At 68.7% G+C, this 24,636-nt stretch carries 20 protein-coding genes; 17 read left to right on the forward strand and 3 right to left on the reverse strand.

What is annotated here, in order from left to right:
- The first annotated feature begins 82 nt into the window (after positions 1 to 82).
- On the forward strand, positions 83 to 2,248 hold the full coding sequence (gene glyS, locus KUG39_RS08790) for a glycine--tRNA ligase subunit beta (RefSeq protein WP_216914553.1): 2,166 nt from the start codon (positions 83 to 85) through the stop codon (positions 2,246 to 2,248).
- Positions 2,249 to 2,314: 66 nt separating this feature from the next.
- A complete protein-coding gene (locus tag KUG39_RS08795; protein ID WP_233133814.1) occupies positions 2,315 to 3,652 on the forward strand; it encodes a hemolysin family protein in 1,338 nt (445 codons plus the stop codon).
- 40 nt (positions 3,653 to 3,692) lie between these two features.
- Here KUG39_RS08795 and chlP read toward each other — a convergent pair whose 3' ends face one another.
- Entirely contained in the window at positions 3,693 to 5,078 is a 1,386-nt protein-coding gene (gene chlP, locus KUG39_RS08800) for a geranylgeranyl reductase (RefSeq protein ID WP_094584525.1), read from the reverse strand.
- Positions 5,079 to 5,248: 170 nt separating this feature from the next.
- On the opposite strand from chlP, the gene KUG39_RS08805 reads away from it, so the two are divergent.
- The 7 genes from KUG39_RS08805 to ccsB all read left to right on the forward strand — a co-directional run bounded on the left by KUG39_RS08805 (position 5,249) and on the right by ccsB (position 11,935).
- On the forward strand, positions 5,249 to 5,962 hold the full coding sequence (locus KUG39_RS08805; RefSeq protein ID WP_190609363.1) for a M15 family metallopeptidase: 714 nt from the start codon (positions 5,249 to 5,251) through the stop codon (positions 5,960 to 5,962).
- 323 nt (positions 5,963 to 6,285) lie between these two features.
- Positions 6,286 to 8,094: a translational GTPase TypA gene (gene typA, locus KUG39_RS08810; protein ID WP_015108155.1), complete on the forward strand. Its 1,809-nt coding sequence runs from the start codon at positions 6,286 to 6,288 to the stop codon at positions 8,092 to 8,094.
- Positions 8,091 to 8,507, forward strand: a complete 417-nt coding sequence (locus tag KUG39_RS08815) for a DUF309 domain-containing protein (RefSeq protein ID WP_094584527.1) — start codon at positions 8,091 to 8,093, stop codon at positions 8,505 to 8,507. Before typA ends, KUG39_RS08815 begins: the two co-directional genes overlap by 4 nt.
- A 29-nt stretch (positions 8,508 to 8,536) precedes the next feature.
- Positions 8,537 to 9,025, forward strand: a complete 489-nt coding sequence (locus tag KUG39_RS08820; protein WP_233133815.1) for an LptA/OstA family protein — start codon at positions 8,537 to 8,539, stop codon at positions 9,023 to 9,025.
- Positions 9,022 to 9,750, forward strand: coding sequence for an LPS export ABC transporter ATP-binding protein (gene lptB, locus KUG39_RS08825; protein WP_094584529.1), 729 nt, complete (start codon positions 9,022 to 9,024; stop codon positions 9,748 to 9,750). The genes KUG39_RS08820 and lptB overlap by 4 nt, the downstream gene beginning before the upstream one ends.
- Positions 9,747 to 10,967 carry an LptF/LptG family permease gene (locus KUG39_RS08830; RefSeq protein WP_502988644.1) on the forward strand — a complete coding sequence of 407 codons (1,221 nt, stop codon included), beginning with the start codon at positions 9,747 to 9,749 and terminating at the stop codon, positions 10,965 to 10,967. The genes lptB and KUG39_RS08830 overlap by 4 nt, the downstream gene beginning before the upstream one ends.
- A gap of 56 nt (positions 10,968 to 11,023) precedes the next feature.
- Positions 11,024 to 11,935, forward strand: a complete 912-nt coding sequence (gene ccsB / locus KUG39_RS08835; protein WP_094584721.1) for a c-type cytochrome biogenesis protein CcsB — start codon at positions 11,024 to 11,026, stop codon at positions 11,933 to 11,935.
- A 96-nt stretch (positions 11,936 to 12,031) separates the two neighbouring features.
- Here ccsB and rpe read toward each other — a convergent pair whose 3' ends face one another.
- Positions 12,032 to 12,715 carry a ribulose-phosphate 3-epimerase gene (gene rpe, locus KUG39_RS08840; protein ID WP_216914555.1) on the reverse strand — a complete coding sequence of 228 codons (684 nt, stop codon included), beginning with the start codon at positions 12,713 to 12,715 and terminating at the stop codon, positions 12,032 to 12,034.
- Positions 12,716 to 12,919: 204 nt separating this feature from the next.
- Here rpe and glpX point away from each other — a divergent pair, with 204 nt between their 5' ends.
- The 7 genes from glpX to KUG39_RS08875 all read left to right on the forward strand — a co-directional run bounded on the left by glpX (position 12,920) and on the right by KUG39_RS08875 (position 19,919).
- The gene (gene glpX, locus KUG39_RS08845; protein ID WP_216914557.1) at positions 12,920 to 13,924 is read left to right on the forward strand and encodes a class II fructose-bisphosphatase; all 1,005 of its coding nucleotides are present in this window, start codon (positions 12,920 to 12,922) and stop codon (positions 13,922 to 13,924) included.
- Positions 13,925 to 13,958: 34 nt separating this feature from the next.
- Entirely contained in the window at positions 13,959 to 15,269 is a 1,311-nt protein-coding gene (locus KUG39_RS08850) for a glutamyl-tRNA reductase (RefSeq protein ID WP_094584532.1), read from the forward strand.
- 147 nt (positions 15,270 to 15,416) lie between these two features.
- The gene (locus KUG39_RS08855) at positions 15,417 to 16,712 is read left to right on the forward strand and encodes a glucose-1-phosphate adenylyltransferase (protein ID WP_094584533.1); all 1,296 of its coding nucleotides are present in this window, start codon (positions 15,417 to 15,419) and stop codon (positions 16,710 to 16,712) included.
- 112 nt (positions 16,713 to 16,824) lie between these two features.
- Entirely contained in the window at positions 16,825 to 18,243 is a 1,419-nt protein-coding gene (gene gnd / locus KUG39_RS08860; RefSeq protein WP_094584534.1) for an NADP-dependent phosphogluconate dehydrogenase, read from the forward strand.
- Complete coding sequence (gene pgl, locus KUG39_RS08865) at positions 18,240 to 18,971, forward strand: 6-phosphogluconolactonase (RefSeq protein WP_094584535.1); 732 nt, start codon at positions 18,240 to 18,242, stop codon at positions 18,969 to 18,971. Before gnd ends, pgl begins: the two co-directional genes overlap by 4 nt.
- 8 nt (positions 18,972 to 18,979) lie before the next feature.
- Positions 18,980 to 19,534, forward strand: a complete 555-nt coding sequence (locus KUG39_RS08870) for a CIA30 family protein (RefSeq protein ID WP_216914559.1) — start codon at positions 18,980 to 18,982, stop codon at positions 19,532 to 19,534.
- Positions 19,521 to 19,919 carry a DUF8659 family protein gene (locus KUG39_RS08875; protein ID WP_216914561.1) on the forward strand — a complete coding sequence of 133 codons (399 nt, stop codon included), beginning with the start codon at positions 19,521 to 19,523 and terminating at the stop codon, positions 19,917 to 19,919. Before KUG39_RS08870 ends, KUG39_RS08875 begins: the two co-directional genes overlap by 14 nt.
- On the opposite strand, the gene KUG39_RS08880 is transcribed toward KUG39_RS08875, so the two are convergent.
- Entirely contained in the window at positions 19,910 to 23,125 is a 3,216-nt protein-coding gene (locus KUG39_RS08880) for a chemotaxis protein CheB (protein ID WP_216914564.1), read from the reverse strand. The genes KUG39_RS08875 and KUG39_RS08880 overlap by 10 nt on opposite strands.
- Before the next feature lie 571 nt (positions 23,126 to 23,696).
- Between KUG39_RS08880 and KUG39_RS08885 the strand changes: the two genes are divergently transcribed.
- On the forward strand, positions 23,697 to 24,632 hold the full coding sequence (locus tag KUG39_RS08885; RefSeq protein WP_216914567.1) for a helix-turn-helix transcriptional regulator: 936 nt from the start codon (positions 23,697 to 23,699) through the stop codon (positions 24,630 to 24,632).
- Positions 24,633 to 24,636 lie beyond the last annotated feature (4 nt).

Below are 24,636 nucleotides of genomic sequence, written 5' to 3' on the forward strand. Positions count from 1 at the left end.
AGCGAACGGGACGTGGCGCACCGCCGGAGGTTCCGGCCGTTTCCCTCCTTTGCATACAGTCGCCTTCTGCCCGCTCCCCTGCATGGCCACCTTTCTTCTGGAGATCGGAACCGAGGAACTGCCGGCCGATTTCGTGCGCCTGGCCCAGCCCCAGCTGGAGGCGATCGTGGCCCGCGACCTGCGGGAAGCCCGCCTCGCCTGCGACACGATCAGCACCGGCGGTACCCCCCGGCGACTGGCCGTGACCGTCACCGGCCTGCCCCGGGAGCAGGAGGACCTGGTCGAGGATCGCAAGGGTCCGCCGGCCCAGCAGGCGTTCCGCGATGGCCAGCCCACCCAGGCCGCCATCGGATTCGCCCGGCGCTGCGGCTGCAGCCCCGACCAGCTGGAAATCCGCGAGACCGACAAGGGCCCCTTCGTGTTCGCCCGCACCACCGAGGCCGGCCGCCCCACCGCCGAGGTGCTGGCCGGCTGCATTCCCGGCTGGATCCGTTCCCTGCAGGGGCGGCGCTTCATGCGCTGGGGTGCCGGTGATGGCCGCTTCAGCCGGCCCCTGCGCTGGCTGGTGGCGCTGCTCGACGAGGCGGTGGTGCCGGTGGCGCTCACCGACGTGGATCCGCCCCTGGCCAGCGATCGCCTCAGCCGCGGCCACCGTCTCCACGACGGAGCGGTGACGATCCCCTCCGCCGCGGGCTATGCCGCCGCCCTGGAGGCCGCCGATGTTCAGGTCGACCGGCAGGCCAGGGGCGCCGCGATCCGCACCGCCCTGGAGGCGGCAGCGACAGCGGCGGGGGCCGAGCTGGATCTGCCGGAAGCCCTGTTCGACGAGCTTGTCGACCTGGTGGAGTCCCCCCGGCTGATCGAGGGCTCCATCGACGCCGACTACCTGGACCTGCCCCCGGAGGTGCTCAGCACCGTGATGCGCTCCCACCAGCGCTACGTGCCCCTGCGCCTGGCGGACGCACCGGCCGATCCCCTGGCCCTGGTGGCCGGGGAGGCCCTGATGCCCAGGTTCCTTTGCCTGTCCAACGGCCTGGCCGGCGCGGCCGACACGATCCGGCGCGGCAACGAGCGGGTGCTGCGGGCCCGGTTGGCGGACGCGGCCTTCTTCCTGGCGGCGGATCGCCGCCAGAGAAGCGCCGAGCGGGTGGAGGCCCTTGATCGGGTCACCTTCGCCGAGGGGCTCGGCAGCCTGGCCGATCGCAGCCAGCGCCTGGCCTGGCTGGCGGATCTGCTCTGCCGTCGCCTGCCGGTGGGCGATGCCGCCGCCGTCGCCGCGCGGAGGGCCGCTCCCCTGTGCAAGCACGACCTGGTCAGCCAGATGGTGGGGGAATTCCCGGAGCTGCAGGGGGTGATGGGGGCCAAGTACCTGCTGGCGGAGGGCGAGACCCGCGCCGTGGCCCTGGCGGTGCTGGAGCACTACCAGCCCCGCGGCGCCGGCGACGCCCTGCCGGGTTCCGAGGCGGGGGCGGTGCTGGCCCTGGCCGAACGGCTGGAGCTGCTGCTCAGCATCTTCGCCAGGGGGGAGCGGCCCAGCGGCTCCTCCGATCCCTACGCCCTGCGCCGGGCGGGTAACGGCCTGCTCCAGATCCTCTGGGATCGGGCCTGGTCACTCGATCTGGTGGGCCTGATGGCCGAGGCCACCGCCCACTGGCAGCGGCTGCTGCCCGATCTGGCGGTGCAGCCGCTGGCCCTGGCCGCCGACCTGCTCGACTTCCTGCGCCAGCGCCTGGCCAGCCTGCTGGAGGAGGAGGGCTCCAGTGCCGATCTGGTCCAGGCCGTGGCCGGCGATGGCGTCTCCCTGGAGCGGCTGCTGCGGGATCCGGCCGATGCCCGTGCCCGGGTGGAGCTGCTGCGACGTCTGCGCAGCGAAGGCCGCCTGCCCCTGGTGCAGGCGGTGGTGCAGCGGGCCTCTCGCCTGGCCGAACAGGCCGACCTGGCGGCGGATCTGGTCAGCCCCGATGGGGTGGTGGACCCGGATCTGTTCGGTTCCCCCAGCGAGGCCGCCGTGCTGGCGGTGCTGGAGCGGCTGGCGGTCCATGCCGCCGCCAGCGGAACCGCCCGCTACGAACCGCTGGCCCGGCTGCTGGGGGAGAGCGGCGCCACCCTGGCCGCCTTCTTCGACGGCCCCGACAGCGTCATGGTGCTCTGCGACGAGCCGGAGGTGCGCCGCAACCGCCTGCGGCTGCTGGCGGTGCTGCGCAACCAGGCCTCGGTGCTCGCCGACTTCAGCCGTCTGGGGGGCTGAGACGCAGGCCCTCCGGCCCCCCTTTCGCCGTCCTGCTTACTGTCGTCATCCGTGCCCGTCACCCCGTTGCCGTCCCCTTCGCCGTCGTCGTCCCTGTCGTCGCTGCTGCTGGAAGGCCTGGTGATCGGCGTGCTGATCCTGCTCAACGGGGTCCTGTCGGGATCCGAGCTGGCCATGATGTCGGCCCGTCGCCTGCGCCTGGAGCAGGAGGCGGAGCGGGGCCACCATCCCGCGCGGGTGGCCCTGCAGCTGATCCGCTCCCCCAACGACTTCCTCTCCACTGTTCAGATCGGCATCACCCTGATCGGCATCCTCAGCGGCGCCCTCGGTGGCTCCCGGGTGGCCCAGTCGCTGCAGCCGCTGCTCGAGGCGGTGCCGGCGCTGCGCCCCTGGGCCGAACCCCTCGCCCTGGGGATCGTGGTCACCGCCATCACCTTCCTCTCCCTGGTGCTGGGGGAGCTGGTGCCGAAGCGCATCGCCCTCAACGACCCGGAACGCATCGCCTGCGCCGTGGCGCCCCCGATGCGGGCCCTGTCCCGCTGGATGGCCCCCCTCGCTCACCTGCTGGGGGCCTCCACCGATCGCCTCCTCAGCCTCATGGGCATCGGCGAGACCGGTGAGCCGGAGATCACCGAGGAGGAGATCAGGACCCTGCTGCGACGGGGAACGGAATCCGGCCTGTTCGAGGTGGCGGAGCACGCCATGGTGGAGCGGGTGTTCCGCCTGGCCGACCGACCGGTCAAGGCGATCATGACGCCGCGCACCGACATCTGCTGGCTGGACCTGGCCGAATCGCCGCAGACCCATCTGCAGCGGGTGATGGAGGTGAACCACTCCCTGTTCCCGGTGGCCCGCGGCAGCCTCGACGCCTGCGTCGGCGTGGTCCGTGGCCGCACCCTGCTGGCGGCCCAGCTCGGCGACGGACCCCGGGACATCGAGGCCCTGCTGCAGCCGCCCCTCTACGTGGGCGAGAGCACCCGGGCCCTGAAGCTGATCGAGCAGTTCCGCAGCTCGGGGGTCCACATCGCCCTGGTCACCGACGAATTCGGCGGCATTGAAGGGCTGGTGACCCTCAACGACATGATGGAGGCGATCGTCGGTGATCTCTCCTCAGGCCAGGACCTGGAGGACCCGATGATCATCGTCCGTCAGGACGGTTCCTGGCTCCTCGATGGCGCCCTGGACATCGCTGATTTCAAGGATCTGGTGGGGAAGGGCCGGCTCCCTGAGGAGGACCGCGGTGGTTACCAGACGCTGGGGGGCTTCGTGATGCACTACCTCGAGCACATTCCCAAGGCCGGCGACTGTTTCGAGTGGGACGGCCTGCGGGTCGAGGTCGTCGACATGGACGGCAACCGGGTCGACAAGCTGCTGGTCAGCCGGATCGAAAAGGAACCGGCCTGAGGATGTCCTCAGGCCGGCTTGTCTCAGGCAGGCCCCCTTCTCACTTGGCGACCAGCACGGGCTCCTTGACGGCGTCGGGATCGGGATCCACGGGCGGCGTGACGGCATGGACGCCGGCGGGCTTCATCGAGGAGCGGGGCTCGGCGGCGGCCAGGATCGCTTCGGCTTCCTCGGCTGAGCGCACGGCGCTGGGGACCGGCTTGTAGCCGGCGGGAGCCAGGGCCTGACCCCGCAGCACGGCGCCCAGGGTAAGCACGGTGAGCTTGATCTGCTGCCAGGGGTTCATCGCCACCACCCGCTTGTAGAGGTAGCTGTCGAAGGTGAGGCGCTGCACGTCCTTGTCATCGCACATCTCGACGAACGCCTCACGGGCGGCATCGTTGCTGTAGAAGATGTTCTGGAGCAGCTCCAGCACCTTGTAGGTGGCGCCGTACTTGCGGTCCCACTTGCGGATGTAGACCTTGAGATCCTTCTCGGTGGGGATGCGGCTGCCGGAGGCGCTGGCGGCGACGATCTCCTCGGCACACATGCGGCCGCTCTTGGCGGCGAAGTAGATGCCTTCGCCGGAGCTCTTGGTGACGTAACCGGCCGCGTCGCCCACCAGGGCCATGCGGCCCACCACCCGCCGGGGGCGGGGATGCTCGGGGATCGGGTGGGCCTCCACCTTGATCACCTCGCCGCGCAGCAGCCGGCGGCTGGCCCGCTCGCGGATGCCCTTCTGGAGCCCCTTGATCAGGGACTGGTTGGCCTGCATGGTGCCGGTGCCCACCGCCACGTGGTCGTACTTGGGGAACACCCAGGCATAGAAGTCGGGCGAGACGTCGGTGCCGACGTACATCTCGGCCAGGTCCTCGTAGTAGGCCATCTCCTCGGCGGGGAGCCGGATCCGCTCCTGGAAGGCGATCGCCACGTTGTAGTCCCCGGCGTCCATGGCCTTGGCCACCCGGCTGTTGGCCCCGTCGGCGCCGACGATCAGATCCACCTCGAGGGTCTTGAGTTCACCGGTGGGGCCGCCGGAGGAGTAGTCGGCGTAGTGGAGGGTGTAGGGACCCTGGCGCTGGCTGCCGGTGTCGATGCTCTGCACCAGACCGTTGACCAGGTGGGCGCCCAGTTCGGCGGCCCGGTTGCGCAGGAAGCCGTCGAGGACCTCCCGGCGGCACATGCCGATGTATTCGTTGCTGTTCTCCAGGTGGATGTCCACCTCCCGGTTGGAGGGGGAGATCATCCGCATGTTCCGCACCTTGCGGTCGATGATCGATTCCGGCAGGTCGAATTCCTCGACCATGCACAAGGGGATCGCCCCACCGCAGGGCTTGGCGTTGTCGAGCTTGCGCTCGAACAGCCAGGTCTCGATGCCGGCCTTGGCGAGAACTTCCGCAGCACAGGAACCGCTGGGGCCGCCGCCCACGACTGCCACTCGCAACATCTTGAAACCTGCTCCGCCATTGGGATGTGGGTTGGAAGCTAACACCGCCGTGCGGGTAACCGCCCGGTAGAGAAACCTATGAAATGACCCCCAACTAGGATCGGTCAGGCCCGGAGCAGAGGCCGTCTCCGCCCCGCATCCGTGATGCTCCTCGGTGATGCCCCTCGGTGATGCCCCTCGGTGACGACATCCCGCTGGCCCGGCGCACCACGCCCCGCCCGCGCCGGCCGGCCTCCCTCCCCAGGCGGATGGCCCAGGTGGGACTCACCGGCGCCCTGCTGGCCGGTGGGGCCGTTCTGCTGCTGATCGGCCCCCTGCGCACCTGGATCACCCCCACGCCCGTTCCCGGTCTGTCGGCCCGCCTCGGGCCGGACGGTCGGCTCCTCGGCCACTTTCCCTACCCCGAGGCCGCGCCCGCCGACCTGGTGGCGATCGCTCCCGGCCTGCGCCTGCGGCCGGACGCGGCCCGTGCCCTCGAGGACATGCGCGCCGCCGCCGATGCCGACGGTGTCGTCCTCACCGTGCTGAGTGCCTGGCGCAGCGTTGATCTGCAGAAGCAGCTGTTCTTCGATGTCAAGGCCGAGCGCAACCAGACCTCCGCCGACCGGGCGCGGGTCAGTGCGCCGCCGGGCTTCTCCGAACACAGCACCGGCTTCGCCGTGGACCTGGGGGACGGTCGCCTGCCGGCCACCAATCTGATGGAGAGTTTCGAGACCACCGACGCCTACCGCTGGCTCGATCGCCACGCGGCCCGCTTCCATTTCGTGCGTTCCTTCCCCAGGGGCAACCGCCAGGGGGTGAGCTACGAACCCTGGCACTGGCGCTTCGAAGGGTCCACCGAAGCCCTGGAGATGTTCGAGCCCGCCCAGCGCCTGGCCCGCTGAACCGGCAGGTTCGGGGACCCGCCGCCGGTGCCGCGGGAGGGGGTGGGAGTAGGATAAAGATTCGCTTCAACGTTCGCCACATGTCCCACCGGGCCGGCGCGGCAGGGTTCCCCGAAAACCCTGACGAAGCGTCAGAGCGCTGGTTGGTCCCCGTTCAGGGCCCTGAATTCCCCATTCCGCCCACCTGAACGCCTGGCTGAACGCAACGTTGACAGCGACATGTCTTCTTCGTCTCGCCATCAACGCCCCGTTTCCCTGGAAACGACCACCGTCGATTCGATTCCGTCGAACCCCTTCCCTCACCTTCGCAGGACGACATCCCCATGAGCGGCGACATCAAAGGCGCCCCGATACGCAATATCGCGATCATTGCCCACGTCGACCACGGCAAGACCACCCTGGTGGATGCCCTGCTCGAGCAGTCCGGCATCTTCCGCGAAGGTGAAGCGGTGCCCACCTGTGTGCTCGATTCCAACGATCTGGAGCGGGAGAGGGGGATCACGATCCTCTCCAAGAACACCGCCGTGGATTACAACGGCATCCGCATCAACATCGTCGACACCCCCGGTCACTCCGACTTCGGCGGTGAGGTGGAGCGGGTGCTGGGCATGGTGGATGGCTGTCTGCTGATCGTGGACGCCAACGAAGGCCCCATGCCCCAGACGCGCTTCGTGCTCAAGAAGGCCCTGGAGAAGGGCCTGCGGCCGATCGTCTTCGTCAACAAGATCGACCGGGCCCGTGTGGATCCCGAGCAGGCCGTCGACAAGGTGCTCGATCTGTTCATCGAGCTCGGCGCCGATGACGACCAGTGCGATTTCACCTATCTCTTCGGCAGCGGCATGGGCGGTTACGCCAAGCCCGACATGGCCACTGAGAGCGACAACATGAAGCCGCTCTTCGACGCCATCCTGCGGCATGTGCCGCCTCCGGTGGGTGATCCCACCAAGCCCCTGCAGATGCAGGTCACCACCCTCGACTACTCCGATTTTCTCGGCCGGATCATGATCGGCCGGGTCCACAACGGCACGATCGCCGGCGGACAGAACGTCGCCCTGATCCGCGACGACGGCAGCATCAAGCGCGGTCGCATCAGCAAGCTGCTCGGCTTCCAGGGGCTGCAGCGGGTGGAGATCCCCGAAGCCCGGGCTGGCGATCTGGTGGCCGTCGCCGGTTTCGATGAGGTCAACATCGGCGAGACCATCGCCTGCCCCGACCATCCCGAGGCCCTGCCGCTGATCAAGGTGGACGAACCCACCCTGCAGATGACCTTCGTCGTCAACGACTCCCCCTTCGCCGGCAAGGAAGGCAAGTTCGTCACCAGCCGCCAACTGCGTGATCGCCTGCAGCGGGAGCTGCTCACCAACGTGGCCCTGCGGGTCGAGGACACCGACTCCCCCGACCGCTTCTCGGTCTGCGGCCGCGGTGAGCTGCACCTCGGCATCCTGATCGAGACGATGCGTCGCGAGGGCTTCGAGTTCCAGGTGTCCCAGCCCCAGGTGATCTTCCGCACCATCGACGGCACGCCCCACGAGCCGTTCGAGACCCTGGTGATGGACGTGCCCGAGGAGGCGGTGGGCAGCTGCATCGAGAAGCTGGGCATCCGCAAGGGCGAAATGCAGAACATGGAGGCCACCAGCGACGGCCGCACCCAGCTGGAGTTCGTGGTGCCTTCCAGGGGTCTGATCGGCTTCCGGGGCGAGTTCATCCGCGCCAGCCGCGGCGAGGGGATCATGAGCCACTCCTTCCTCGACTACCGCCCCATGCAGGGTGACTTCGACGCCCGCCGCAACGGCGTGCTGATCGCCTTCGAGGAGGGCACCGCCACCTTCTACGCCCTCAAGGGCGCCGAGGACCGCGGCCAGTTCTTCATCACCCCCGGCACCAAGGTCTACAAGGGGATGATCGTCGGCGAGCACAACCGTCCGCCCGATCTCGAGCTCAACGTCTGCAAGGCCAAGCAGGTCACCAACATCCGCTCGGCCGGCGCTGAGGTGCTCGACACCCTCCAGTCGCCGATCCAGATGACCCTGGAGCGGGCCCTCGAGTACATCGGCCCCGACGAGATGCTGGAGGTCACCCCCGAGTCGATCCGGCTGCGCAAGATGCCGGTGAAGAAGCCCGCCAAGCGTTGAGTCCCGGCGCCCCATCCGCCGATGAGGAAACCCTGCTGCAGGCGGACCCTCGCCTGCAGCAGGCGATCGAACACTTCAACGCGGCCGAGTGGTATGCCTGCCACGACGGCTTCGAGGAGCTCTGGCATGAGACCCAGGGTCCGATGCGGCCCGTTCTCCAGGGTCTGTTGCAGATCGCCGTGGCTGAACTGCACCTGGAACGCGACAACCGCCGCGGCGCCACGGTGCTGATGGGCGAGGGGCTGGGCCGGCTGCGGGGCTGCGGCGACGAGGCCCTGGGCCTGGCCCTGGGGCCGGTCCGGCTTCTGGCCGCCCAGCGGCTGGAGGCCCTCCAGCAGCAGGCCGACCTCAGCGGCCTGCCCCTGCCGCGCCTGGAACTGGCGCGGGGAACGGGCACGGCGCCGGTACATTGAGCACACTCAAGGCCTCCACGATTTCCACCTTGACCCTGCCCCCCCGCCCACTGCTGTTCGTGCTCGCCGCGGGGTTCGTGGGCGCCGCCCTGCTGGTGCTCCCGTCCCGCCCCGTCGCGGCCCAGGCGCCGGCCGCCACGGCCCAGACCCAGCGGCCGAAGACGCCCGCCACCGGCATGGTCACGATCGAGTCCGACGTGCAGCAGGCTGACAATCAGAACGGCATCGTCACCGCCACGGGCAACGTGCGCATCGTCTATGCCGATCGCGGCATGACGGCCACCTCGCGGCAGGCCCAGTATTTCAGCAATGAGGGGCGCCTGGTGCTCACCGGCGATGTCGACGTGATCGACACCGATGGCCAGCGGCTGCGGGCGGAGCGGCTGGTGTATCAGCTCGACAGCGAGCGCATGCTGGCGGAGCCGCCGGCCGGCAAGCAGGTCTTCAGCAAGTTCCGCCTGCAGCAGCAGGGCACGTCCAAGCCTGACGCAGCCAAGCCTGCCACCCCCAAGCCGTGAGCCTGGTTCTGGAGAGGGTGGCGATCACCCTCGCCGGCCGCCCCCTGGTGACCGACGTGAGCCTGGATCTCCACCCCGGGGAGGTGGTCGGGCTGCTGGGTCCGAACGGGGCCGGCAAGACCACCACCTTCAACCTGGTCACCGGCCTGCTGCGGCCCGACTGCGGTGAGGTGCTGCTGGATGGTGAGTCGGTGGCCCACCTTCCCATGCCCCGCCGCGCCCGTCTCGGCATCGGCTACCTCCCCCAGGAAGCGAGCGTGTTCCGCCAGCTCAGCGTCCGCGACAACCTGATGCTCGCCCTGCAGGAGAGCGGTTCGGATCCGGCCGGGCGCCGCCGACGCCTGGAGGTGCTGATCGAGGATTTCCATCTGGGCGGCTTCCAGCACCGCCGCGGCTACCAGCTCTCCGGCGGTGAGCGGCGCCGCTGCGAGGTGGCCCGGGCCCTCGCCGTGGGCGACCAGGGCCCCCGCTACCTGCTGCTTGACGAACCCTTCGCGGGGGTGGATCCCATGGCCGTCGCCGATCTCCAGGCCCTGATCGACAGCCTGCGGGGCCGGGGCATGGGCGTGCTGATCACCGATCACAACGTGCGGGAGACCCTGGCGATCACCGACCGGGCCTACATCCTGGCCGATGGCAGGATCCTTGCCTCCGGTGCCTCCCATTCCGTGGCCAACGATCCCCTGGTGCGGCGTCACTACCTCGGCGAGGGCTTCCAGCTTTGAAGGGGGCCCTGCTCGAGAAGCGCCCCACCTGGCTGCAGCTGCCGGGCGGCCAACGGCTGCGTGACTGGAAGCGGGTGCCGCGCTGGCGGGATCTGCCCCTGCTCGACCGCTGGCTGCTGCAGGAACTGCTGGGCCCGCTGCTGTTCGGCATCGCCGCCTTCACGGCCGTGTCCCTTTCGGTGGGAGCGGTGTTCGAGCTGGTGCGCCGGGTGGCCGAGTCCGGCCTGCCGGTGCTGGCGGCGATGAAGGTGCTCTTGCTGAGGCTGCCCTCCTTCCTGGTGCTGTCTTTCCCGATGGCCACCCTGATGGCCACCCTGCTGGCCTACAGCCGCCTGTCGGGAAGCAGCGAGCTGACCGCCCTGCGCAGCGTGGGCGTGAGCACCCGGCGCATGGTGCTGCCGGCCATGGCCCTGGCGCTGGTGATGACCCTGCTCACCTTCGTCTTCAACGACGCGATCGTGCCGCGGGCGAATCTGGAAGCCACCAACAGCCTGGAGCGGGCCCTGGGCAAGGCCATCGCCACCGAGCAGAGCGACAACGCCCTCTATTCCCGCTTCACCGACGTCAAGCTGCCCAACGGCGAATCGGTGAAGTGGCTGACCCACATCTTCCATGCCCGCCAGTTCCGCAAGGGGGTCATGCTCGATGTCACCCTGCTCGACTTTTCCCGCCACGGCTACCGGCAGATGCTCACGGCCCTCACCGGCAAGTGGAACGAGGCGGAGGGCATGTGGGAGTTCAACAAGGGCCGCATCACCAATATCGACATTGCTACCGGCACCACCACCTCCGCCAGCTTCGACCGCTACCTCTACCCCTTCACCCGCGACCCGATCGAGGTGGCCCAGCTGCCCACCGACGCCAGCACCATGACCGTGGGCCAGGCGCTTACGGCCGAGCGGCTGCTGCTGGAGGCCAACAACACCAAGGAAGCCCGACGCCTGCGCGTGCGCATCCAGGAGAAGTTCGCCTTCCCGGCCATCTGCCTGGTGTTCGGCCTGATCGGCAGCAGCCTGGGGGTCCGACCCAACTCGCGCACCAGCCGCAGCCAGGGGTTCGGCATCAGCGTGCTGCTGATCTTCGGCTACTACCTGATGTCCTTCATCTTCAGCTCCCTGGGGATCACCGGCACCCTGATGCCCTTCATGGCGGCCTGGCTGCCGGTGATCATTGGCCTGACCGGAGGACTCTGGCTGTTGCGTCAGGCGAGCCGCTGAGGCCCCCACCGGGGGGATGGCACGGCAAAGTAGGTCGGTTTCGATCCGCTCCCTTGGTGAACGATCCGGTCATCGGCCTCGGCCTCGCGGCCTTCGCCCTGCTCCTGCTGGTGCTGCCCATCGCCTTCTGGTCCGTCAGCGGCGGTCACAGCAACCCGGTGGTCAGGATCCTGGTGGCTTCGGCCAATCTCTGCCTCACCGCCCAGCTGGTGCTGCGCTGGTGGGAGTCGGGCCACTTCCCGATCAGCAACCTCTACGAGTCGCTCTGCTTCCTGGCCTGGGCCTGCACCCTCACCCAGCTGCTGGTGGAGCGCAGCTGGCCCAACCCGCTGGTGGCGGCGGCGGCGACCCCGATGGGCCTGGGCTGCGTGGCCTTCGCCAGCTTCGCCCTGCCGGATCGCCTCCAGGAGGCCTCGCCCCTGGTGCCGGCGCTGCGCTCCAGCTGGCTGGTGATGCATGTCAGCGTGATCATGGTCAGCTATGCCGCCCTGCTGGTGGGCTCCCTGCTGTCGGTGGCCGTGCTGTTCGTCGACCGCAACCAGGATCTGGAGCTGCGCAGCAGCTCGATCGGCAGCGGCGGCTTCCGCCAGGCCCAGCTGGCCAGCGACGGCCCCGGTGCCATGGCGCTCAGCAGCAGCAGCTTCCGCATCAGCGAGCAGCTCGACAGCCTCAGCTACCGCACGATCACGGTGGGCTTCCTGCTGCTGTCCGTGGGTCTGGTGAGCGGCGCCGTGTGGGCCAATGAGGCCTGGGGGAGCTGGTGGAGCTGGGATCCCAAGGAGACCTGGGCCCTGATCTGCTGGCTGGTCTACGCCGCCTACCTGCACACCCGTCTGATCCGGGGCTGGCAGGGGCGCCGACCGGCGATCGTGGCGTCGGCCGGCCTGGTGGTGATCGCCGTCTGCTACATCGGCGTGAATCTGCTCGGCATCGGCCTGCACAGCTACGGCTGGTTCCTGGGCAGCTGAGCAGCGGCGCAACAAGAAAGGGCCCGTTCCTCACGGGCCCCACTCTCAAGGTCCTGTCCATCAAAAGGCCGCCCGCTGTGGGCGGCCTTTTGAGCATCAGACCAGCGCCGGTTCGGGGCGGCGGCTGTTGCGGATGCCGGTGATGGCCTCGGCGTAGTCGGCTTGGCCGAAGACACCGGAGCCGCTGACGATCGCATTGGCACCGGCCTCGATGACCTGCCAGGCGTTGCCGGCCTTGATGCCGCCGTCGACCTCGATCCAGGGATCCAGACCCCGCTCATCACAGAGGCGGCGCAGCTGGCGGATCTTCTCCACCTGGGAGGGGATGAAGCTCTGGCCGCCGAAGCCGGGGTTGACGCTCATGATCAGCACCAGATCACAGAGCTCCAGGCAGTACTCGAGGGTGTCGAGGGGGGTGCTGGGGTTGAGCACGGCACCGGCCATCTTGCCCAGGTCCTTGATCTGGCTGAGGTTGCGGTGCAGGTGGGGGCAGGCCTCCACCTGGACGCTGATGATGTCGGCGCCGGCCTTGGCGAAATCGGCCACGTACTTCTCGGGCTCGACGATCATCAGGTGCACGTCCAGGGGCTTGGTCGTCACCGGGCGCAGGGCCTCGACGATCAGCGGGCCGATGGTGATGTTGGGCACGAAGCGGCCGTCCATCACGTCCACGTGGATCCAGTCGGCACCGGCGGCGTCGACGGCCCGCACGTCGTCGCCGAGGCGGGAGAAGTCGGCCGAAAGGATCGACGGGGAGATCACCAGGGGCTTGGTGCTCATGGACGGCCACCGCAGCGGAAGAATGAAGGGATTGTAAGGAGCGGCCCACCATGGGTCTCCCGGGGTGCTCCCGGGCGCGCTGATACGATGGCCCCGCTTCGACTCCGAGAGGCCTTGCAGCGGCTGGATCTTTCCCCGCTTTGCCTGCGGTCCGCCTCCGGCGTGCCGGCCCCTCGTTGAGGCCCCTCCCCCTGCCGGACCGTTGTGGATCGCACTCTTATCCAGGAACTGCTCGAAGTCGTCGAGCAGGCCGCCATCGCCTCTGCCCGCCTGACCGGCCTCGGCAAGAAGGACGAAGCCGATGCGGCTGCCGTCGAGGCGATGCGCACCCGCATGGGCAGCATTGCCATGCAGGGCCGGATCGTCATCGGGGAAGGGGAGCGCGATGAAGCCCCCATGCTTTACATCGGCGAGGAAGTCGGCAGCGGCACCGGCCCCGGCGTCGACTTCGCCGTCGACCCCTGCGAAGGCACCAACCTCTGTGCCAACGCCCAGGACGGCTCGATGGCCGTGCTCGCCGCCAGCGACCGCGGCGGCCTGTTCTATGCCCCCGATTTCTACATGAAGAAGCTGGCGGCGCCCCCGGCCGCCAAGGGCAAGGTGGACATCCGCAAGAGCGCCACCGAGAACATCGCCATCCTGAGCGAGTGCCTGGGTGTGCCCGCCAGCGACCTCACCATCGTGGTGATGGACCGCGCCCGCCACAAGGCCCTGATCGCCGAGATCCGCGCCACCGGCGCCCGCGTCAAGCCGATCAGCGACGGTGACGTGCAGGCCGCCATCGCCTGCGGCTTCGCCGGCACCGGCACCCACTGCCTGATGGGCATCGGCGCCGCCCCCGAGGGTGTGATCTCCGCCGCCGCCCTGCGGGCCCTCGGCGGCCACTTCCAGGGCCAGCTGGTGTACGACCCCGCCATCGCCCAGACCAGCGAGTGGGCCGACTACACCAAGGAGGGCAACATCGCCCGCCTCAACGAGATGGGCATCACCGACGTCGACAAGGTCTATGAGGCCGAGGAGCTCGCCTCCGGCGAGAACGTGGTCTTCGCCGGTAGCGGCATCACCCCCGGCCTGCTGTTCAAGGGCGTGGTCTTCGAGGCCGACTGCACCCGCACCAGCAGCCTGATCATCAGCACCCTCGACCGCAGCGCCCGCTTCACCGATACGGTGCATATCAAGGAGGGCGCCAAGAGCATCGCCCTGCGCTGATCCCACCAGAGTCCGGACCTCGGAGCCCGCCTCCATGCACATCGCCGTCGTCGGTCTGAGCCATCGCACGGCTCCGGTGGAAATCCGCGAGCGCCTGAGCATCCCCGAGCAGACCATGGAGGATTCCCTCCAGCGGCTGCGGGCGGATGAGCAGGTGATCGAGGCCTCGATCCTGAGCACCTGCAACCGGCTGGAGATCTACACGCTCCTGCGCCATCCCGAACAGGGCATCACGGCCGTCGGCGACTTCCTCAGCCGGCAGTCCGGCCTGGCGGTGGAGGAGCTGCGTCCCCATCTGTTCACCTACCACCACGAGGAGGCCGTGGGCCACCTGCTGCGGGTGGCCGCCGGGCTCGACAGCCTGGTGCTGGGGGAGGGTCAGATCCTCTCCCAGGTGAAGAAGATGGTGCGCCTCGGCCAGGAGCACCGCTCCGTGGGCCCGATCCTCAACCGCCTGCTCAACCAGGCGGTGAGCACCGGCAAGCGGGTGCGCACCGAGACCAACCTGGGCACCGGGGCGGTGTCGATCAGCTCGGCGGCCGTCGAGCTGGCCCAGCTGAAGGTGGGCCAGGCCCGGGGCACCGATGATCTGGTGCCGCTCGACCAGGAGCAGGTGGCGGTGGTGGGGGCGGGCCGCATGGCCCGGCTGCTGCTGCAGCACCTGCAGGCCAAGGGCTGCCGGGGGGTGGTGGTGCTCAACCGCACCGTCGCCCGGGCCGAGGCCCTGGCGGCCGATTTCCCCGCCCTGCCCGTGCAGTGCCGTCCCCTGGACGACCTCGACCACTGCCTGAGCACCTGCTCGCTGGTCTTCACCAGCACCGGCGCCGAGGAGCCGATCATCACGGCCCGGCGGCTGGAGGGGCTCAACCGCCGCTCCAGCCTGATGCTCATCGATATCGGTGTGCCCCGCAACATCAGCGCCGATGCGGCCGAACTCCAGGGTGTCGACAGTTTCGACGTCGACGATCTCCAGGAGGTGGTGGCCCGCAACCAGGAGGCCCGCCGGGAGATGGCCGCCGAGGCCGAGGGGCTGCTGGCCGAGGAGGCCAGGCTGTTCCTGGAATGGTGGGATGGCCTCGAGGCGGTGCCCCTGGTCAACCGGCTGCGTCTCCAGCTGGAGGACATCCGGGAGCAGGAGCTGCAGAAGGCCCTCAGCCGCATGGGCCCGGACCTTTCCGCCCGGGAGCGGAAGGTGGTCGAAGCCCTCAGCAAGGGGATCATCAACAAGATCCTGCACACGCCCGTCACCCGGCTGCGCGCCCCCCAGCCCCGCCAGCAGCGGCGCGCGGCCATGGGGGTGCTGCAGGACCTCTTCGAGCTTCACGACGACCCGCCGGAGGCCTGAGCCCCGCCCCCCGGGAGGGTCCCCGCTTCACCGGCTCCAGCACCCCATTTCACTGCAACGGAACATGAACCGAGAAGCAGCAGCGCGGCGCTCCGCGTCACCACGCTCCAGTACGGTCTGGCCAGCCAAGGACCGAGGACTGGGCTCATGAAACGCGTTCTGGCCATCATCCTGGGAGGCGGTGCGGGAACGCGTCTCTACCCCCTCACCAAGATGCGGGCGAAGCCCGCCGTTCCCCTCGCCGGGAAATACCGACTGATCGATATTCCCATCAGCAACTGCATCAACTCGGAGATCAACAAGATCTACGTGCTGACGCAGTTCAACAGCGCCTCGCTCAACCGTCACCTGACGATGAGCTACAACCTCTCCTCCGGCTTCGGCCAGGGCTTCGTGGAGGTGCTGGCCGCCCAGCAGACCCCCGACAGCCCCAGCTGGTTCGAAGGTACCGCTGATGCGGTGCGCAAGTACCAGTGGCTGTTCCAGGAGTGGGACGTGGACCACGTCCTGATCCTCTCCGGTGACCAGCTCTACCGGATGGACTACAGCAAGTTCGTCCAGCACCACATCGACTGCGGCGCCCAACTGACCGTGGGTGCCCTGCCGGTGGATGCGGCCCAGGCTGAGGGCTTCGGACTGATGCGCACCTCCTCCGACGGCCGGATCCTGGAGTTCAGCGAGAAGCCCAAGGGCGACGCCCTGGAGGCCATGCGGGTCAACACCGAGAGCCTCGGCCTCTCCGCCGAGGAGGCCGCCAAGCGGCCCTATCTCGCGTCGATGGGGATCTACGTCTTCAACCGCAACACCCTGTTCGACCTGCTGGCCAGCCATCCGGAGGCCACCGATTTCGGCAAGGAGATCATCCCCGCCTCCCTCGGCCGGGGGGACCACCTGCAGACCTTCCTCTTCGACGACTACTGGGAGGACATCGGCACGATCGGGGCGTTCTACGAGGCCAACCTGGCCCTCACCGACCAGCCCAACCCGGCCTTCTCCTTCTACGACGAGAAGTTCCCCATCTACACCCGGCCCCGCTACCTGCCCCCCAGCAAGCTGCAGGACGCCCAGGTGACCCAGTCGATCATCGGCGAAGGATCCCTGCTCAAGGCCTGCAGCATCCACCACTGCGTGCTTGGCGTGCGCTCCCGGGTCGAAGACGAGGTGGTGCTCCAGGACACCCTGCTGATGGGGGCCGACTTCTTCGAATCCTCCGAGGAACGGCTGGTGCTGCGCGAGCGGGGCGGCACCCCGATCGGCGTGGGCCGGGGCACCACGGTGAAGGGGGCGATCCTCGACAAGAACGTGCGCATCGGCCGCGACGTCACCATCGTCAACAAGGACCGGGTGGAGGAGGCCGACCGGCCGGAGCTCAACTTCTATATCCGCAACGGCATCGTCGTGGTGGTGAAGAACGGCACCATCGCCGACGGCACCGTCATCTGAGGCCCGCCCCGGGGGAGGGCTGGGCCAGCAGTTGCTGACATCCCCCCCCGGGACACCGACGCTCCGCCGACCGCTGGCCACAGTGGCGAGGAAGCAAGACATCCACGCTCCTATGGGCAAGGCGCATTTCGGACTCATCGGCCTCGGCGTGATGGGTGAGAATCTGGTCCTCAACGCCGAGAGAAACGGCTTCTCGAGCGTCGTCTACAACCGGACCTACGCCAAGACCGAGGAGTTCCTGGCCGGACGCGGCGCCGGCAAGGACATCGTGGGAGCGGCCAGCCTCGAGGAGTTCGTGGCGGCGCTGGAGCGGCCCCGCCGCATCCTGATGATGGTGAAGGCGGGCGATCCGGTGGATGCCACAATCGCCAGCATCTCGCCGCTGCTCGAGGAAGGCGATCTGCTGATCGACGGCGGCAACTCCCTCTACACCGACACCGAGCGACGGGTGAAGGAGTTGGAGAGCAAGAGCTTCGGCTACATCGGCATGGGCGTCTCCGGTGGCGCCAAGGGGGCCCTGGAGGGGCCGAGCATGATGCCCGGCGGCACCAAGGCGGCCTACGACGCCATCGAGAGCCTGGTCACCAAGATGGCCGCCCAGGTGGAGGACGGCCCCTGCGTCACCTACATCGGCCCCGGCGGCGCCGGCCACTTCGTCAAGACCGTCCATAACGGCATCGAGTACGGCATCGAGCAGATCCTGGCCGAGGCCTACGACCTGATGAAGCGCATCGGCGGCCTCGATGGCGACGCCATGGCCGACGTGCTGGGGGGCTGGAACCAGACCGAAGAGCTGGCCTCCTTCCTGGTGGAGATCACCGAGGTGTGCCTGCGCACCAAGGATCCCGAAAGCGGCGGTGACCTGGTGGAGCTGATCGTCGATGCCGCCGGCCAGAAGGGCACCGGCCTGTGGACCGTGGTCAGCGCCCTGGAGATGGGGGTGCCCGTGCCCACCATCTACGCCGCCCTCAACGCCCGCGTGCTGAGCTCCCTGCGCAGCGAGCGGATGGCCGCCGAAGCGGTGCTGCACGCCCCCGCCCCCCACAGCTTCCCCCTCGGGGAGCCGGCCACCGGCATGGCGCCGCTGCGGGATGCCTGCATCCTGGCCTGCATCGCCAGCTACGGCCAGGGCATGGCCCTGCTGCAGGAGGCCTCCAAACTCCACGACTACAACCTCGACTTCTCGGCCATCGGCCAGATCTGGAAGGGGGGCTGCATCATCCGGGCCCGGCTGCTGCAACGCATCCAGGACGCCTACGGCGCCGATCCCTCCCTGCCCAACCTGATGCTCGATCCCTGGTTCGCCGCCCAGGTCAACCAGCGCCTGGCCGGCCTGCGCCAGGTGGTGGCTGGGGCCGCCCTGGCGGGCATCCCCGTGCCCTGCCTCAGCAGCACCCTCGACTACATCGACAGCTACCGCACCGGCCGCCTGCCCCAGAACCTGGTGCAGGCCATGCGCGATTGCTTCGGCTCCCATACTTATGAGCGCACGGACCGCCCCGGCGCGTTCCACACCGAGTGGCTCGTTTGACCGAACCCAGCACGCGCTATCAGCTGATCGTCGCCACCAGCCCGGAAGATCTGGCCCGCCAGGCGGCGGAGCAGATCGCTTCCGGCATCGATCTGGCCCTGGCGGAGCGGGACCGGGCCCAGATCGCCCTGGCCGGGGGGGAGACCCCCCGGGCGGCCTACGCCCGGCTGGCCGAGGAACACCTGCCCTGGGAGCGGGTCGATGTGCTGCTCGGGGATGAGCGCTGGGTGCCGGCCGACGACCCCTCCAGCAATGCCCGCATGCTGCGGGAAACCCTGCTGGCCCAATCGCCGGCCAGCCGTGCCCGTTTCCACCCGGTGCCCACCGACCGCCCCACCCCGCAGGCCAGCGCCGAGGCCTACGCCTCCGAGCTGGCGGTCCTCTGTCCCGGCGTCCTGCCCCGCTTCGACGTGCTGCTGCTGGGCCTGGGCGACGACGGCCACACCGCCTCCCTGTTCCCCGGCACGGCGGCCCCTGGCGTCAGCGATCGCCCGGTCACCATCGGCGAGGGCAAGGGCCTGCCCCGCATCACCCTCACCGCGCCGGTGCTCTCGGCGGCCCGCCGGGTGATCTTCCTGGTCAGCGGCGCCGGCAAACGCCAGGCGCTCGCCCGGCTGCTGGACCCGAGTGAGCCCGCCGAGCGCACCCCCGCCCGGCTGGTGCGGCCGGCCGGCGTGGTGGTGATCCTGGCCGATGCCGCCGCCGCCGCCGACCTCCCCGGCGCCTGAGGGCTCCCATGCAGGTGATCCGCGGCGATGGCTTCAGTGGTTGGCATGCCCTCAACGACACCGTCATGGGTGGGCGCAGTTCGGGGCTGTGCACGGTCAGCAGTCGCGGGCTGCGGCTGGAGGCGGAGGTGGTGGAGCAGGGCGGTGGTTTCGTCAGCTGCCGCTCGCCCATCTTTTCCCCTCCCCTGGATCTCTCGGAGCAGGCCGCCTTCGAGCTGGAGCTCCACGGCGACGGCCGCCACTACAAGCTGGCGGTGGCCTGCGCCGACGGGGTGGCGGGTCTCACCGAGATGATCCCCGGTGGTGTGCGCTGGGTGGCGAACTTCGCCACCGATCCCGATGGCCCCTGCCGGGTGCGGATCCCCTTCTCCCAGCTGCGGGCCTCGATCCGGGCCAAGCCGATCGAGGCCCTGCCCCTCGGCCTGCCCCTGCGCTTCGACGCCGAGCGGATCACCCGGCTCCAGATCCTGCATTCGAAGTTCGGCGACGATGGCTCCGCCAACCCGGGCTTCCGGGCCGGTCCGCTCACCCTGGAGGTGATGGCGATCGATGCCGTCGCCTGAGTCCTCCATCGGCAGCGCCAACACCGACCTCTGCCAGCTGGTGGCGGCGGCGGCCGATCTCTGCCGCAAGCCCCTGCGCCATGCAGTGGTGGGGGCAGTGCACGGGGACAGCCTGGATCTCTGCCTGCGGCTGGAGGCCCGCACACCCGAGGGCGAACGGGTGCCGGCGGAGGATCTGGAGCTGGAGATCTACCGCAGCGGTGAGGATCTCAACCTCACCCTGGCCTGGCGCCAGGGGGAGGACCACCCCTTGCTGTGGCAGGGCAGCCATCCGGTCTGGATGGATGGGGCCACGGGGGTGCGCTGCAGCTGTCCGCCCCAGGGGGGGCCGCTGGAGGCCCTGGCCCGCCGCCTGCGGGCCCTGCTGCGGCCCGATCAGGGCTGAGGCGAGGGCAGCACCATCAGCAGCGAGCCGGTCCCCATCGTCGAGGGCAGCGGCCAGAGCTCGACCCTGGCCTCCAGGGTGCGGCCATCCCGATGGCGGAGGGAAAAGGAGTCACTCACGAACAGCGGCCCATCGGCGGGCGCATCGCTGACCACGGGGGTCGTCGCCTCCTCCGGCAGCTGGCAGAACAGGGAGGCGGGCGACCCCACCAGGGTGTCGCGCTCGAAGCCGATCCGGCGGCACAGGCTGGCGTTGACCATCACCACCCGCTGGTTGCCGTCGAACACCGCCACCGAGAAGCTGGGACTGCGGATCAGGGTCTCGAACAGGACCGAGAGGTCGCGGCTATGTTCCTGGGCCTGGCGCTGCTGGGTGATGTCGGAGAGGGTGCCGACCACATAGCGATCCATCTCCTCGGTGAGCACCTTGGCGTTCTCCGTCACCCAGCGCTGCTCGCCATCGCGGCGGATGATCCGGTACTGCACCGACCAGCCCCCCTGGGCCGGGTCACGGCTGGCCCAGACCCGATCCCGGTCCTCCGGAAGGATGGCGTCGTCGAGCAGCTCCGGACGGGCGAACAGCTCGGCCGGGCTCCAGCCCGTCAGGGGCAGGATGCGCTGGCTGGCATAGAGCAGCCGGTGGAGGTCGGCGTCCCGCTTCCACACCGCCTCTTCCAGGGCATCGGTGAGGCTGGAGAAGGAATCGAGCGAGTCCTCAGCGGCCCGTCGCAGGGCCAGCAGTTCCGACACGTCGGTGAGGGTGACGATCGCTCCGAGCCGCTGCCCCTCCCGTTCCTGGTAGGGCAGCACCTGGGCCAGGTAGGCGATGTCCTCGTTGACCGCTTCGATGTTGCGCCGGGGAGCACCGCCGACCACCTCCGCCAGGGCCGACCGCAGTCCCGGCAGGGGCACCGTGGTGGGAATGCCCAGCAGGGGCCGTCCGATGTCATCCTCCACCAGGGCGAAGACCCGCACCGCCAGGGGGGTGAACCGGGTGATGCACAGCTCCCGGTCGACGATGACCATGCCCTGGTTGAGGGAGTTCTGGATGTTCTCCAGGTCGGTGCTGAGCGCCTGCAGGTCGGAGCTTCTGGCCCGCAGCTCCTGGTTGAGGGTGGCCAGTTCCTCGTTGGTGGCCTGCAGCTCCTCGTTGGAGGATTCCAGTTCTTCGTTGGAGGATTGCAGCTCCTCCGAGGAAGCCTGCAGTTCCTCGGCCGAAGCCTCCAGCTCCTCGTTGGCCTCCTCCAGATCCGAGAGGGAACGACGCAGGGTGTCGTGGCTGGTGAGCAGCTCCTTCTCCAGCCTGGCGATCTGCTGGTCGAAGTCCGGGTCGCGGATCAGCGGAATATCTGTGGAGGCCTGATCGGCGCCGTCGGGGGGTTCCCGCAGGAAGCTGAGCAGGGTCAGCACCCGCTCGTTGACCTGGAGGGGCCGGACCTCCAGCCGCAGGTTGATGGCGAAGTCCGGCAGGTGCAGCAGCCGGCTGCGGACCGGTTGGCGGTCGGTCCGCACGATCAGCAGCAGGGCGCGGGCCTCGGCCTGCAGTTCCGGCAGCAGGAAGGTGGTGGCGGCGGTGGAGATCCGGCCCTCGGTGAGCCGGCAGAAGGGACTGACATCGCCGATCACCTCCACCAGTCCGTGGTTCTCATCGAGGATCACGCAGGGAGCGCAGGTGGTGCGGACCAGCGCTTCGAGGGTGGCGACATGCTCCTCGACCACGGTCTCCCGCAGGATCGAGATCCTCCCGACCGGGCTGAACAGGGTCGGTTGGCGCTGGGAGGGCTGGATGGCCGGGGTGTAGCGGCTGAACTGGTGTTCCGCGGTGCGATGGAAGATGCGGTGCTCGGCGTTGGCCACATCGAAGCCCTCGGTCCTGTGGCCCAGCGACTCCGTGCGGCCGAGGAACAGCAGACCCGAGGGCAGCAGGCCGAAGCGGAACTGCGTCAGTACCCGGTCCTGCAGGGGCTGGGTGAAGTAGATGAGGGTGTTGCGGCTGGAGATCAGGTCCAGACGCGGGAAGGGCGGGTCGACGGCCACGTTGTGACGGGCGAAGACCACGCAGTTGCGCAGGGCCTCACAGATCTGGACCTCGCCGTGGAACGGCACCACGAAGCGTTCCCGCAGCGACTCCGGGATGGCGAGGCTGGAGGCGGCGGGATAGGTGGCCCGGCGCGCCACGGCCAGGCTGTCCTCGTCGAGATCGGTGCCGAAGATCTTGAGGTGATGGGTCAGGTCCTGGGGGTGGCCGAGCGCCTCGCTGAACAGCATCCCGATGGAATAGACCTCCTCGCCGGTGGCGCAGCCCGGCACCCACACCCTCAGGCGGTCCTTGCGGGTGCGCTGGGCCACATAGTCCTTCAGGAGCTCGCCGAGGACCGCGAACGACTCCGGGTCGCGGAAGAAGGAGGTCACGGTGACCAGCAGGTTGTGGACCAGGGCCGAGACCTCCCTGCTGTCCGCCGCCAGCAGCCGCAGGTACTCCTCCATGCTCTCCATCTGGCGGATCGCCATGCGGCGTGCCAGCTGACGCTGCAGGGTGGACGCCTTGTACTGGCTGAAGTCGATGCCGCTGTTGTGCAGCAGCAGCTCCAGGGCACTGGAGACGTTGAGGCCCCTGAGGTCGGGAGTGTTCAGCTCCACCCAGTCGCCGGCCGAGCCCATCAGCCCGGTGAGGTGATGGGCGATGGCGGCCGGCTCGAGGACGAGGTCGGCCCCACCCAGGGCAACGGCGGCGGTGGGCATGGCGGCGAACCGGGCGCTCTCGGGCGTCTGGGCGATCGTGAGCCCACCGGCGGCCCGCACGGCCCGCAGGCCGCGGGCCCCGTCGGAGCCGGTGCCCGAGAGCACCACGGCGGCCCCATGGCCGTTCCAGTGCTCGGCGACCGAATCGAACAGACGGTCAACGCTGGGGCTGGGGCCGAAGCGGGGTTCGGGCGCCACCAGCCTTAACCGTTTCCCTTCCACACTGATGTCGTGGTTGGGGGGGCAGACGCTGACCGTGTCCGGCAGCAAGGCGGCCCCGTCGACCGCCTCGACCACCTGCAGCGCCGTGACCCGCGCCAGCAGCTCGACCATCAGGCTGCCGTGGTCGGGCGAGAGGTGCTGGGCCACCACATAGGCCACGCTGCCGCCGGGGGCAAGGTTGCCCAGAAGGGTCTGCAGGGCCTCCAGGCCGCCGGCCGAGGCCCCGATGGCCACCAGATGCATGCCGGCCTGTGAACCGGGGGACGTGGATGGCGCCGGGGAAGACTCCGCGTCACTGGATTCTTCCTTTGACATCGGCACCATGAACGTGTGCACTCAATGTAAACCGCCACAGCCGTCCTGACCTTCATGGTGTGAAGGAACGATCCGCCGCTGAGGCGATCCATAACTGTGAGACCTGACGGTGATGCCGGACCGCATCGCATGCCCGCATTCGATGACCGTGATGGGGTCCAGCCGCATGCGGTACTCGCATGGGATTGCATCCGTTCTGATCACTGCAGGGAATCATCATGAACTGCAATCAACAGCACACTTCTGTCGTGAAGGATGTTGAGGCTTGTAAGCACGACGTCTCGATCAGCGCACAGGTGACTGGCTCTAAGGAATTCATGCTCATTGTGTGATACCCTGAACGAATGGTGAAAGTGAGGAGGTGGGAGTTCGTATGTGCAGCGAGCCTTGCTTCCCCAGCCAATGGCACCCTGAAGTTGCCCATTTCTCCAACCCCCTGCTGCTTCAGCATCAGCTGGGTGAGGATCCACATTCCTGCACCTCCCATTCCTGCACCGCGATGTTGCAGGAGGCCCTGCCGCTGGTGGACATCATTCCGCTGGAAACGGAGGCCTCCTGGTGGTGTTACGGCGCCAATCTCCACCTCGGCAGCCTCGTGGCGACGGCCTGGACGGCGAGGCCGATGCGCATGGCCTTTTCCGAACGCCAGGAGCACATTGTCGTGCTGGGCTACGGCGGAGAACAGCGGCTGCGACAGGGCTCCACCACCTGGCCCTGTACCAGGGGAGGGTGTGTGCTGATGGCCAATGCGGCCTGCACGATGGAGAGCACCCTGTCATCCGCGGTGGCTTTTTCCCTGACGCGGGATCGACTTCTGGAGACGGCGATGGCAATGGGGGGCTATCAGCAGAAACCGAAAGACTGGGAGGAGAATGTCTGCCAGGCCCACGGCTGGAGCCCGCCCCGGAATCCTGTCGCCCCTTCCCTGCTTATGGCCCTACAGCAGACCATCGCCATGGCGGGGCAGCTCTCAGGGTATGGCCGGGGTCTGCTCGATCGGCTGCATTTTGACGACCAGATCTATCGGCTGATCGTGGCGATGCTGCTGCCGGAGATCCGCCAGGACAAGACCCTGGATCGGCTCCTGCACCGGCAGCGGCAGGGCCGCGATTCCTTTGACGAACTGATCGATTACATCAAGCAGAATCTGGGGGAGCCGCTCACCCTCACCGACCTGGAATCAAGGAGCCATTACTCCCGCAGGGCCCTGCAGTATGCCTTCGCCGAGCGCATGGGCTGCACCGCCACCAAGTGGATCAAGATGCAGCGTCTTGACCGTGCCCGGCAACGGCTGGAGCGGCCGAATCTGAACGACTCGGTGGGGAGCATCGCCCGCGAGTGCGGCTATCGCTCCCTGGGACTGTTCAGCGTGGATTTCCAGCAGCGGTTCCACGTCAAGCCGTCCCAGCTGCTGCGGGAGTCCCGGCCGGAGTAGCCGG

Origin of the sequence: Synechococcus sp. CCAP 1479/10 (assembly GCF_019038515.1) — a bacterium.
Taxonomy (GTDB): Bacteria; Cyanobacteriota; Cyanobacteriia; order PCC-6307; family Cyanobiaceae; genus Cyanobium.

Coding starts and splice junctions, on each gene's coding strand:
- glyS (WP_216914553.1), top strand. CDS start 83: ATGGCCACCTTTCTTCTGGAGATCGGAACCGAGGAACTGCCGGCCGAT.
- chlP (WP_094584525.1), bottom strand. CDS start 5,078: ATGTTGCGAGTGGCAGTCGTGGGCGGCGGCCCCAGCGGTTCCTGTGCT.
- KUG39_RS08805 (WP_190609363.1), top strand. CDS start 5,249: ATGCCCCTCGGTGACGACATCCCGCTGGCCCGGCGCACCACGCCCCGC.
- typA (WP_015108155.1), top strand. CDS start 6,286: ATGAGCGGCGACATCAAAGGCGCCCCGATACGCAATATCGCGATCATT.
- rpe (WP_216914555.1), bottom strand. CDS start 12,715: ATGAGCACCAAGCCCCTGGTGATCTCCCCGTCGATCCTTTCGGCCGAC.
- KUG39_RS08850 (WP_094584532.1), top strand. CDS start 13,959: ATGCACATCGCCGTCGTCGGTCTGAGCCATCGCACGGCTCCGGTGGAA.
- KUG39_RS08855 (WP_094584533.1), top strand. CDS start 15,417: ATGAAACGCGTTCTGGCCATCATCCTGGGAGGCGGTGCGGGAACGCGT.
- gnd (WP_094584534.1), top strand. CDS start 16,825: ATGGGCAAGGCGCATTTCGGACTCATCGGCCTCGGCGTGATGGGTGAG.
- KUG39_RS08870 (WP_216914559.1), top strand. CDS start 18,980: ATGCAGGTGATCCGCGGCGATGGCTTCAGTGGTTGGCATGCCCTCAAC.
- KUG39_RS08875 (WP_216914561.1), top strand. CDS start 19,521: ATGCCGTCGCCTGAGTCCTCCATCGGCAGCGCCAACACCGACCTCTGC.
- KUG39_RS08880 (WP_216914564.1), bottom strand. CDS start 23,125: ATGCATCTGGTGGCCATCGGGGCCTCGGCCGGCGGCCTGGAGGCCCTG.
- KUG39_RS08885 (WP_216914567.1), top strand. CDS start 23,697: ATGTTGCAGGAGGCCCTGCCGCTGGTGGACATCATTCCGCTGGAAACG.